This is a genomic window from Streptomyces sp. BRA346, from assembly GCF_052851135.1.
The window spans coordinates 1-12,868 of the sequence record NZ_JAIWIH010000079.1; the positions used below are offsets into that span (position 1 = coordinate 1).

General features: G+C 73.9%; 1 protein-coding gene. It reads left to right on the top strand.

The window, feature by feature from the left end; all coding sequences use genetic code 11:
• The coding region (locus LCH29_RS42755; RefSeq protein ID WP_446467084.1) for a type I polyketide synthase at nt 1-12,868 on the top strand (12,868 nt) is incomplete at both ends.

Genomic DNA, 12,868 nt, shown 5'->3' on the forward strand with positions numbered 1-12,868 from the left:
GTTCCACTCGCCCCGCATGGACGGGATGCTGGAGGCGTTCCGCGAGGTGGCGCAGGGGCTGTCGTACGAGGCTCCGCGCATCCCGATCGTCTCCAACCTCACCGGGGATGTCGTCTCCGCCGAGGAGATCGCGACCGCCGACTTCTGGGTGCGCCACGTCCGCGAGGCGGTCCGCTTCCTCGATGGTGTCCGCACGCTCGAAGCTCAGGGCGTCACCACCTTCGTCGAGCTGGGCCCGGACGGTGTCCTCACCGCCATGGCCCAGGAGAGCGCCACCGGTACCGGTGCGGCGTTCGTGGCCGCGCTGCGTGCGGGACGTTCCGAGGCGGAGGCGCTGACCACGGCCCTCGGCCGACTGCACGTCCGTGGGGTGGCGCCGGACTGGGCCGCGTACTTCGCCGGGACCGGTGCGTCCCGCGTGGACCTGCCCACGTACGCCTTCCAGCACCGTCGCTACTGGCCCGAGGCGCCGGTGGCGGCCCTCGCCGCCACCGGTGTCGACGGCTGGCGGTACCAGGTGTCGTGGAAGCCGCTCTCGCTGGGTTCCGCGTCCCGTATGTCCGGTGTCTGGCTCGTCGTCACTCAGGCGGAGTCCGACGCGTGGACGGCCGGTGTCGTCCGTACGCTCACCGAGCGCGGCGCCGAGGTGCGGCAGCTCGCGCTGGTGGCCGAGGACCGCGCGGGCATCGCCGAGCAGCTGCGTACGGTGGCCGACGGCGGCGCCGTCGCCGGTGTTCTCTCGCTGCTGGGCGCCGGGGACGCCGACGCCCTGCTGCCCACGGCCGCGCTCGTGCAGGCCCTGGGCGACGCCGCGATCGACGCGCCGCTGTGGTGCGCGACGCGGGGCGCGGTGTCGACGGGACGTCAGGGCGAGGTCGTGGACCCGGCCCGGGCGCGGGTCTGGGGGCTGGGCCGGGTCGCGGCCCTGGAGCTGCCCGACCGCTGGGGCGGTCTGGTCGACCTCCCCGAGACCCCGACCGACCGGGTGCTGTCGCGGCTGGCCGCGGTACTGGCCGGGGCCGGGGGCGAGGACCAGATCGCCGTCCGCCCGTCCGGTGTCTTCGGCCGCCGACTCGCGCACGCCACCGCACGGCCGGTGCCGGAGTCCGAGAGCTGGAGCGCTCGCGGCACGGTGCTGGTGACGGGCGGTACGGGCGCACTGGGCGCCCAGGTGGCCCGCTGGCTGATCGACAACGGCGCCGAGCACGTGGTGCTCACCAGCCGCCGCGGCGTGGACGCGCCGGGCGCGGCCGACCTGCGCGACGAACTCGCCGCATCGGGTGCCCGCGTGACCGTCGCCGCGTGCGACGTGGCCGACCGGGAGGCCCTGGCCGGGCTGCTGGCCGGGCTGCCCGCCGAGCTGCCGTTGACGGCCGTGGTGCACGCGGCCGGTGTGCTGGACGACGGGGTACTGGAGTCGCTGACCCCCGAGCGCATCAGCGGTGTGCTGCGGGCGAAGGCCGACGCCGCCCTCGCGCTGGACGAGCTGACGCGCGACCTGGACCTGTCCGCGTTCGTGCTGTTCTCCTCGACCAGCGGCACCGTGGGCGCCGCCGGGCAGGCCAACTACGCCGCCGCCAACGCCTTCCTGGACGCGCTCGCCGAGCGCCGGCGCGCCGAGGGCCTGCCCGCCACCTCCATCGCCTGGGGCCCGTGGGCCGCGGGCGGCATGGCCGCGGACGAGGCGCTGGAGCAGCGCATGCGCCGCGCCGGTATGCCGCCGATGGATGCCGACCTCGCGCTCGGCGCACTCCAGCGCGCCCTCGACCTGGGCGACGCGGCCGTGACGGTCGCGGACGTCGACTGGGACCGGTTCGCCCCGGGCTTCACCGCCGGGCGGCCCAGCCCGCTGCTGGCCGACCTGCCGGAGGTCCGGCACGCCGCGGTGGCCCCCGGCGAGACGGTGGCCGTCGAGTCGGCGTCCGCGCTGGCCCAACGGCTCCTCGGGCTGCCCGAGGCGGAACGCCACCGGGCGCTGCTGGACCTCGTACGGACCCATGTGGCGGACGTGCTCGGCCACGCCGATGTGTCCGACATCAGTGCCGAACGGGCCTTCCGCGACATCGGCTTCGACTCCCTCACCGCCGTCGAGTTGCGCAACGGCCTCAACGCCGCCACCGATCTGCGGCTCCCCGCCACGCTCGTCTACGACTACCCGACGCCGATCGCCCTCGCCGACCACCTGTTCGCCGAGCTGCTCGGCGAACCGGCCACCGCCACCGCCAGTGCTCCGGTGGCGGCGGCCGACGACGATCCGATCGCGATCGTGGCGATGAGCTGCCGCTTCCCGGGCGGTGTCCACACCCCCGAGGCGCTGTGGCAGCTGCTCGAAGCGGGTACGGACGTGATCTCGGGCATGCCCACCGACCGCGGCTGGGACCTGGCCTCGCTCTACAACCCGGACCCGGACGTCGAGGGCACCTCGTACGCCCGCGAGGGCGGCTTCCTGCACGACGCCGCCGACTTCGATCCGGCGTTCTTCGGGATCTCGCCGCGCGAGGCCCTGGCGATGGACCCGCAGCAGCGGCTGCTGCTGGAGACGTCGTGGGAGGCGTTCGAGCGGGCGGGCATCGACCCGGCCACGCTGCGCGGCTCCACCGCCGGTGTCTTCGTCGGCACCAACGGCCAGGACTATCTGTCGCTGCTGCTCGGCGACTCGCAGGGCCTCGAAGGCCATATGGGCACGGGCAACGCGGCGAGCGTCATCTCGGGCCGACTCGCCTACACCTTCGGCCTCGAAGGCCCGGCGGTCACCATCGACACGGCGTGCTCGTCGTCGCTGGTCGCCCTCCACTCGGCGATCCAGGCGCTGCGCGGCGGGGAATGCTCGCTCGCGCTGGCCGGTGGTGTGACCGTGATGTCCACCCCGGGTGTGTTCGTGGACTTCAGCCGTCAGCGCGGGCTCGCCGAGGACGGCCGCATCAAGGCGTTCGCGGCCGGTGCGGACGGCACCGGCTGGGGCGAGGGTGTCGGCATGCTGCTCGTGGAGCGGCTGTCGGACGCCCGCCGCAACGGCCACCCGGTGCTCGCGCTCGTACGCGGCACGGCGGTCAACCAGGACGGTGCGAGCAATGGTCTGACGGCGCCGAACGGCCCGTCGCAGCAGCGCGTCATCCGGCAGGCGCTGGCCGGTGCGGGTCTGTCCGCCGCCGAGGTGGACGCCGTTGAGGCGCACGGTACGGGCACCCGGCTGGGCGACCCGATCGAGGCGCAGGCGCTGCTCGCCACGTACGGCCAGGACCGCGACGCGGACCGGCCCCTGCTGCTGGGCTCCATCAAGTCCAACCTCGGCCACACCCAGGCCGCGGCCGGTGTCGCCGGTGTGATGAAGATGGTCCTCGCCATGCGGCACGGAGTGCTGCCGCGCACCCTGCACGTGGACGAGCCGACGCCGCACGTCGACTGGTCGGCGGGCGAGCTGGAGCTGCTGACGGAGGCGCGGGAGTGGCCGCGGACCGAGCACCCGCGTCGCGCGGGCGTGTCGTCCTTCGGTTTCAGCGGCACCAACGCCCACGCGGTTCTGGAAGAGGCCCCGGCCCTCCCCGCCCTTGAGCCCGCCGAGACCGACGCCGAGACCGATCAGGACACGGTGCTCCCGGTCCTGCTGTCCGCCCGGACCCCGGAGGGGCTGCGCGCCCAGGCCGGGCAGCTGCACACCTACCTGACCGCGCGGCCCGACGTACGGACCGCCGACCTCGGCCACGCGCTGGCCGTCGGCCGCTCGTCCTTCGAGGAGCGGGCGGCGCTGGTCGCCGACGACCGGACCGGGCTGCTGTCCGGCCTGGAAGCGCTCGCCGAGGGCCGTACGGCGGCCGGGCTCATCGAGGGCTCGGTGGCCGGTGGCCGGGTGGCGTTCCTGTTCACGGGGCAGGGGAGCCAGCGGCTGGGGATGGGTCGTGAGCTGTACGACGCCTATCCGGTGTTCGCGGAGGCGCTGGATGCGGTGTGCGATGCGTTGGATCCGCATCTTGACCGGCCGCTGAAGACGGTGCTGTTCGGGGACGACGCTGCGGTGCTGGACCGGACCGGCTTCACTCAGCCCGCGCTGTTCGCGGTTGAGGTGGCGTTGTTCCGGCTGGTGGAGGCGTGGGGGCTGCGGCCTGACTTCCTCTCCGGGCATTCGATCGGCGAGCTGGCCGCCGCCCACGTGGCGGGTGTGCTGTCGCTCGCGGATGCGGGGAAGTTGGTGGCGGCGCGTGGGCGGTTGATGCAGGAGCTTCCGGCCGGTGGCGCGATGGTCGCGGTGCAGGCGTCGGAGGACGAGGTGGCGCCGCTGCTCACCGAGCGTGTCTCGATCGCCGCCGTGAACGGCCCGGCCTCGATCGTCATCGCGGGTGACGAGGACGCGGCCCTGGAGATCGCCGTGTCCTTCGAGGCACAGGGCCGTAAGACCAAGCGGCTCACCGTCAGCCACGCGTTCCACTCGCCCCGCATGGACGGCATGTTGGACGCGTTCCGTGAGGTGGCGCAGGGGCTGTCGTACGAGGCCCCGCGCATCCCGGTCGTGTCGAACCTGACCGGTGATGTCGTCTCCGCCGAGGAGATCACCAGCCCCGGCTTCTGGGTGCGCCACGTCCGCGAGGCCGTCCGCTTCCTGGACGGCGTCCGGACGCTCGAAGCGCAGGGCGTCACCACGTACGTCGAGCTGGGTCCGGACGGTGTGCTCACCGCCATGGCGCAGGAGTGCGTGACCGGGGATGGTGCGGCGTTCGCGTCCGCCCTCCGCAAGGGCCGTCCCGAGGCCGAGGCGCTGACGACCGCCGTCGTGCGGGCCCATGTGCGGGGCGTGGCGGTGGACTGGGCGGCCTACTACGCCCACACCAGGACCACCCGCATCGACCCGGCCGAGCTGCCGACGTACCCCTTCCAGCGCCAGCGCTACTGGCCGAAGGTGTCGTCGCTGTTCCTCGGCGATGTCGCGGCCCTGGGCCTGGGCGAGGCCGAGCATCCGCTGCTCGGCGCGAGCGCCGAACTCCCCAGCGCGGACGGGACGTTGTTCACCGGCCGCCTGGCGCTGTCGACGCACCCGTGGCTCGCCGACCACACGATCATGGACACGGTGCTGCTGCCGGGCACCGCGTTCGTGGAGCTGGCGATCCGCGCCGGTGACCAGGTCGGCTGCGACGTGCTGGAGGAGCTGACCCTCGAAGCACCGCTGGTCCTGCCCGAGGAGGGCGGCGTCCAGCTGCGGCTGTGGGTCGGCGCCGCCGATGACACGGCCCGCCGCCCGCTGGAACTGCACTCCCGCGCCGAGAGCCTGTCGGCCGAGGAGCCGTGGACCCGGCACGCGTCCGGTGTGCTGGCGTCCGGGGGCATGGCGGAGGCGTCGTTCGAGCTGAGCGCGTGGCCTCCGGCGGACGCGGCCGAGGTGGAGGTCGGAGACCGTTACGCGGATCTGCGGGACGTCGGCTTCGCTTACGGACCCTCGTTCCAAGGGCTGCGCAGGGCGTGGCGGCGCGACGGCGAGGTGTTCGCCGAAGTGGCGCTGAACGAGGGAGCGGTCGAGGACGCCGCCGCGTTTGCCCTGCACCCGGCGCTGCTGGACTCCGCCCTGCACGCGCTCGGCCTCGCAGGTCTCGGCGGCACCGAGACCGAGGGGCGGCTGCCGTTCGCGTGGACGGGGATGTCGCTGTACGCGAGCGGCGCGTCCACCCTGCGCGTGCGGATGGCCGCGGTGGGCGGCGACGGCGTACGGCTGGAGATCGCGGACACGAACGGTGGGCCCGTCGCGGCCGTGGAGTCGCTGGTGCTGCGTCCGGTGTCGGCCGAGCAGCTCCAGAGCGCGCGTACGGCGTACCACGAGTCGCTGTACCACGTGGAGTGGACGCCGACCGCCCCCGCCGACGTGGCCGACGGCCGTTGGACGGTACTGGGCACGGACACGTTCGGGCTGGCCGCCACGGCGTACCCGGACCTGGCGGCGCTGGCCGAGGCGGTCGATTCCGGAACGCCGCTGCCGGAGTACGTAGTGGTGGCGGATCAAGCCCGTCCGGCGATTGAGGACCGGGGGCCAGGGGCGGAGCCCATGGTTGCGGGAAGGGGCGGGCTAGGGGAAAACCCCACCCGAGCCGCACACGACGCCACCACCCAAGCCCTCCAGCTCCTCCAAACCTGGCTGACCGACGCCCGCTTCGCGAACTCCCGCCTCGTCCTCCTGACATCCGGCACCGTGGCCACCGAGCCCGGTGAGCCGGTGCCAGACCTGGCAGGCGCCGCCGTACGCGGCCTACTGCGCTCCGCACAGTCCGAGAACCCGGACAGGCTCATCCTCATCGACCTCGACGCCGACGAGGACTCGCGGGCCGCGCTGCCCGCCGCCCTCGCGAGCGGCGAGGCCGAGGTCGCGGTGCGCCAGGGCGTCGTCAAGACGCCACGGCTGACCCGCACCGCATCAGCGGCGGCCGACAATACGACCCCCGCGTGGAACCCGGACGGGACGGTGCTGGTCACCGGTGCGTCCGGTTCGCTGGGCGGCCTGTTCGCCCGCCACCTGGTGGCGGAACGCGGCGTACGCCACCTCCTCCTGGTCAGCCGCCGCGGCGACCAGGCGCCCGGCGCGGCCGAACTGACCGCCGACCTCACCAACCTGGGCGCCACCGTCCACTGGTCGGCCTGCGACGTGGCGGACCGCGACGCGCTCGCCGCGGCCCTCGGAACCATCCCCGCCGAGCACCCGCTCACCGCCGTCGTGCACACGGCCGGTGTGCTGGACGACGGCGTGATCGGCTCGCTGACGCCGGAACGACTGACCAAGGTGCTGCGCCCGAAGGCGGACGCGGCATGGAACCTGCACGAGCTGACCCGAGACCTCGACCTGTCCGCGTTCCTGCTCTTCTCCTCCGCCGCCGGTGTCTTCGGCGGTCCGGGCCAGGGCAATTACGCCGCCGCGAACGTCTTCCTGGACGCCCTCGCCCAGCACCGCGCCGCCCTGGGTCTCCCCGCCACATCCCTCGCCTGGGGCCTGTGGGCCGGTGGCGGCATGGGCGACACCCTGGACGAGGCCGAGATCACCCGGATGCGACGGGCCGGAGTGCCCCCGCTGCCGGTGGCGGAAGGACTGCGGCTCTTCGACGCCGCGCTGACCGTCGACGCGGCATCGCTCGTACCGATGCGCCTGGACCTCGCGGCGCTGCGCAACCAGCCCGCGATCTCGCCGCTGCTGCGCGGCCTGGTGCGGGCCCCGGCGCGGCGCGCGGTGGACGCGGTCGCGGCCGGTGGCGACGCCGGTCTTGCCGGTCGGCTGGCCGGGCTGAACGCGTCGGAGCAGGAGCGGCTGCTGCTGGACCTGGTGCGGGCGCAGGTGGCGACCGTACTGGGCTACGGCGGCGCGGACACGATCGGCGCCGGGCGGGCGTTCAAGGATCTGGGCTTCGACTCGCTGACGGCGGTGGAGCTGCGTAACCAGCTCAACTCCGTCACCGGGCTGCGGCTGCCCGCGACGCTGATCTTCGACTACCCGGACCCCCAGGTGCTGGCCCGCTACCTGCGGACCGAGCTGGTGGGCGACGAACCCGCGGAGGTGCACACGCCGGTGCCGGTGTCGGCCACCGCCACCGACGACGACCCGATCGTCATCGTCGGCATGAGCTGCCGCTACCCGGGCGGGGTCACGACCCCCGAGGAGCTGTGGCAGCTCGTCACGGGTGCCACCGACGCCATTTCCCCGTTCCCCGCCGACCGCGGCTGGGACCTCGACGCGCTGTACAGCGACGACCCCGACCAGGTGGGCACCAGCTACACCCGCGAGGGCGGCTTCCTGTACGACGCGGCCGAGTTCGACCCGGACTTCTTCGGCGTCAACCCGCGCGAGGCCATGGCGATGGACCCGCAGCAGCGGTTGCTGCTGGAGACGTCGTGGGAGGCGTTCGAGCGCGCGGGCATCGACCCGTCGTCCGTACGCGGCAGCAGGACCGGCGTCTTCGCGGGCGTCATGTACCACGACTATCTGACGCGACTGACCGCCGTCCCCGAGGGGCTCGAGGGCTATCTCGGCACGGGTGGCGCGGGCAGCATCGCGTCGGGCCGCGTCGCGTACACCTTCGGCCTGGAGGGCCCGGCGGTCACCATCGACACGGCATGTTCGTCGTCGCTGGTGGCACTGCACCTGGCCGCACAGGCGCTGCGCAACGGCGAATGCTCGCTCGCCCTGGCCGGTGGTGTCACCGTCATGGCCACCCCGGACACCTTCGTCGACTTCAGCCGCCAGCAGGGTCTGTCCACCGACGGCCGCTGCAAGTCGTTCGCCGCGTCGGCGGACGGCACGGGCTGGGCCGAGGGCGCGGGCATGCTGCTCGTGGAGCGGCTGTCGGACGCCCGGAAGAACGGCCACCAGGTGCTGGCGGTCGTGCGCGGCAGCGCCGTCAACCAGGACGGTGCCTCGAACGGTCTGACGGCGCCCAACGGCCCGTCCCAGCAGCGCGTCATCCGCGAAGCGCTCACCAGCGCACGGCTCACCACCGCCGACGTCGACGTGGTGGAGGCGCACGGCACCGGTACGACCCTGGGCGACCCGATCGAGGCACAGGCGCTGCTCGCCACCTACGGCCGGGAGCGGCCGGAGGGGCAGCCGCTGTGGCTGGGCTCCCTCAAGTCGAACATCGGCCACACGCAGGCCGCGGCCGGTGTCGCGGGCATCATCAAGATGATCATGGCGATGCGCCACGGTGTGCTGCCGCAGACGCTGCACGTGGACGAGCCCACCCCGCACGTGGACTGGGCATCGGGCGACCTCGAGCTGCTGACCGACGCCCGGCCATGGCCGGAACTCGGCCGACCGCGCCGGGCGGCCGTGTCGTCGTTCGGCGTGAGCGGCACGAACGCGCACACCATCCTGGAACAGCCCCCGGCCCCCGAGGAGGCCCCCGCGACCGCTCCGGTGGCCGTTCTGCCGACGGTGCCGTGGGTGCTCTCCGGCAAGACCGAGGCCGCCCTGCGCGGCCAGGCCGAACGCCTCCTGGCCCACCTCGGCACCCACGCCGACCTGGACGCCACGGCCGTCGGCTACACGCTGGCCACCGGCAGGGCGGCCCTGGACCACCGCGCGGTGGTGGTCGGCGAGGACCGCGCCGGGCTGGTGACGGCCCTGGAGGCGCTGACGCGGGGTGAGTCGGCTGCCGGACTCGTCGAGGGCTCGGTGGGCGATGGCAAGGCGGCGTTCCTGTTCACGGGCCAGGGCAGCCAGCGGCTCGGGATGGGTCGTGAGCTGTACGAGGCGTACCCGGTGTTCGCGGAGGCGCTGGACGCCGTATGCGATGCGCTGGACCCGCACCTCGAACGGCCGCTGAATTCAGTGCTGTTCGGGGACGACGCCGCGGTGCTGGACCAGACCGGGTACACCCAGCCCGCGCTGTTCGCGGTCGAGGTGGCGCTGTTCCGGCTGGCCGAAGCCTGGGGTCTGCGTGCGGACTTCCTGTCCGGGCACTCCATCGGCGAGCTGGCCGCCGCCCACGTGGCGGGTGTCCTGTCGCTCGCGGATGCCTGCACCCTCGTAGCTGCTCGCGGGCGGTTGATGCAGGAGCTTCCGGCCGGTGGCGCGATGATCGCCGTCCAGGCGTCGGAGGACGAGGTGGCGCCACTCCTCACCGAACGCGTCAGCATTGCGGCGCTCAACGGCCCGGCGTCCGTGGTCATCGCGGGTGACGAGGACGCGGCGTTGGAGATCGCGGCGTCGTTCGAGGCGCAGGGCCGTAAGACCAAGCGGCTCACCGTCAGCCACGCCTTCCACTCCCCGCGCATGGACGGCATGTTGGAGGCGTTCCGCGAGGTGGCCGAGGGGCTGTCGTACGAGGCACCGCGCATCCCGATCGTCTCCAACCTCACCGGGAATGTCGTCTCCGCCGAGGAGATCACCAGCCCCGACTTCTGGGTGCGCCACGTCCGCGAAGCGGTCCGCTTCCTGGACGGCGTCCGCACCCTCGAAGCGCAGGGCGTGACGACGTACGTCGAGCTGGGCCCGGACGGTGTGCTCACCGCCATGGCCCAGGAGTGCGTCACCGACACCGCCGCCTTCGTCCCGGCGCTGCGCAAGGGGCGCCCCGAGCCGGAGTCGCTGACCGGCGCCCTGGCCGCGCTGCACGCCCGGGGCGTCGTCCTCGACTGGCGGGCCTTCTTCGCCGGTACGGGCGCCGGGCGGGTCGACCTGCCGACGTACGCCTTCCAGCGGCAGCGCTTCTGGGTGGAGAACCCGGAGGAGGTCCGCGAGGCGGTGGCGGCCATGGATTCCGTGGACGCCCGGTTCTGGGAGGCCGTGGAGCGCGAGGATCTGACCGCGCTCGCCGGGGCGCTCCAGTCCGAGGACGTGGACGAGCTGTCCTCGCTGAGCGCCGTCCTGCCGATGCTGTCCTCGTGGCGGCGTCGGCAGAGCGAGCGGTCCACCGTCGACGCCTGGCGCTACCAGGTGACCTGGAAGCCGGTGACCGCCCGTGGCGCGGGGACGCTGAGCGGCCGATGGCTGGTCGTCGTTCCCGCTGGGACGGATGACGTCTGGGCCGAGGGGATCGTACGGACGCTGTCCGCACGCGGCGCCGAGGCGCAGCGGGTCGAGCTGGCCGCCGAGGACCGCGCGGGCATGGCCGGGGGGCTGCGCGAGGCGGTCGCGGAGGGCCCGGTGGCGGGTGTGTTCGCGCCGCCGTCCGTCGCCGCGGGCGCCGATGGCCTGCTCCGTACGGCCGCGCTGACGCAGGCGCTGGTCGACCTGGGCGTGGACGCGCCGCTGTGGGTCGCCACGCGCGGCGCGGTCTCCACCGGCCGGTCGGACGGCTTGGTGGACGCGTGGCAGGCCCGGGTGTGGGGTCTGGGGCGGGTGGCCGCCCTGGAGCTTCCCGAGCAGTGGGGCGGGCTCGTCGATCTGCCGGAGACGGTGGACGACCGGGCGCTGTCCCGGCTGGCGGGCGTGCTGGCCGGGGTCGATGGCGAGGACCAGGTGGCGGTGCGCGCCTCCGGTGTCTTCGGCCGTCGCCTGATCCGCGCCACCGTCGCCTCGCGCGGCCGCACCTGGCAGCCGGGCACGGGATCCGTCCTGGTGACCGGCGGTACGGGCGCGCTGGGCGCGCAGGTGGCCCGCTGGTTGGTGGCCCAGGGCGCCGCACACGTGGTGCTCACGAGCCGCCGCGGTCTCGACGCGCCCGGCGCGGCCGAGCTGCGGGACGAACTCGCCGCCTCCGGGGCCAGGATCACGGTCGCGGCCTGCGACGCCGCCGACCGTGACGCGCTGGCCGCGCTGGTGGCCGGGCTTCCGGACGAGCTGCCGCTGACGGCCGTCATCCACGCCGCCGGTGTGCTGGACGACGGCGTACTGGAGTCGCTGACGCCCGAGCGTTTCGCCACCGTGCTGCGCGCGAAGGCCGACGCCGCCGCCAATCTGCACGAGGTGACGCGGGAGCTGGACCTCACGGCGTTCGTCCTCTTCTCGTCGTTCGCCGGTTCCATGGGCGCCGCGGGCCAGGCCAATTACGCCGCCGCGAACGCCTTCCTGGACGGGCTCGCCGAGCGCCGCCGGGCCGAGGGCCTGCCCGCCACGTCCATCGCCTGGGGCCCCTGGGCCGAGGGCGGCATGGCCGCGGACGACGCGCTGGAGCAGCGCATGCGCCGCGCCGGTGTGCCGCCGATGGCGGCGGACCTGGCCATCGCCGCGCTCCAGCGCGCCCTGGACCTGGACGAGACGACCGTGATGGTCGCGGACATCGACTGGGAGCGGCTGGCCCCCGGCTTCGCCGCGTCCCGGCCGAGCCCGCTGCTGCGGGACCTGCCCGAGGCGCGCACGGCGCTGGAGGCGGAGGCCGGGCAGTCGTCCGGTACCGCCAGTGGTGGCGAGACCTCGCTCGCGCAGCGGCTGGCGGCCGCTCCGGCGGCGGAGCGCGCCCGCGTGCTGCTGGACCTGGTGCGTTCCGCCGTGGCGGACGTCCTCGGCCACGCCGACGCCGAAGCGGTGGAGGCGGGCCGGGCGTTCAGCGAGCTGGGCTTCGACTCGCTGACCGCCGTCGAGCTGCGCAACCGGCTGAACACCGTGACCGGGCTGCGGCTGCCGCCCACCCTGGTCTACGACTACCCGACGTCGACGGCGCTCGCCGACCACCTCCGTACGGAGTTCCTGGGCGACGAGAGCGCGGCCGAGACCGCCACCCCGTCCGTGGGCGTCGTGGTCGATGACGATCCGATCGCGATCGTGGGCATGAGCTGCCGTTTCCCGGGCGGGGTGGACTCGCCCGAGGCGCTGTGGCGGCTGCTGTCCTCCGGGCAGGACGCGGTGACGGACTTCCCGGCCGACCGTGGCTGGGACGTCGAGTCGCTGTACGACCCGGAGCAGGGCGCCGAGAACACCACCTACGTCCGCGAAGGCGGATTCCTGGCGGACGCCGGGGACTTCGACGCGGCGTTCTTCGGCATCTCGCCGCGTGAGGCCATGGCGATGGATCCGCAGCAGCGGTTGCTGCTGGAGACGTCGTGGGAGGCGTTCGAGCGGGCGGGCATCGACCCGACGACGCTGCGCGGTCAGCAGGTCGGCGTGTTCGCCGGTACGAACGGCCAGGACTACATGTCCCTCGTCCTCCACTCGCAGGACGGCGGCGACGGCTTCATGGGCACGGGCAACGCGGCCAGTGTGATGTCCGGCCGGGTGTCGTACGCGCTCGGCCTGGAGGGTCCGGCGGTCACCGTCGACACGGCCTGCTCCTCGTCGCTCGTCGCGCTGCATTGGGCGATTCAGGCGTTGCGGGCGGGTGAGTGCTCCCTCGCCCTGGCCGGTGGTGTGACGGTGATGTCGACGCCGGGTTCGTTCGTGGACTTCAGCCGTCAGCGGGGGCTGGCGGCGGACGGTCGTATCAAGGCCTTTGCGGCCGGTGCGGATGGCACCGGTTGGGGCGAGGGTGTC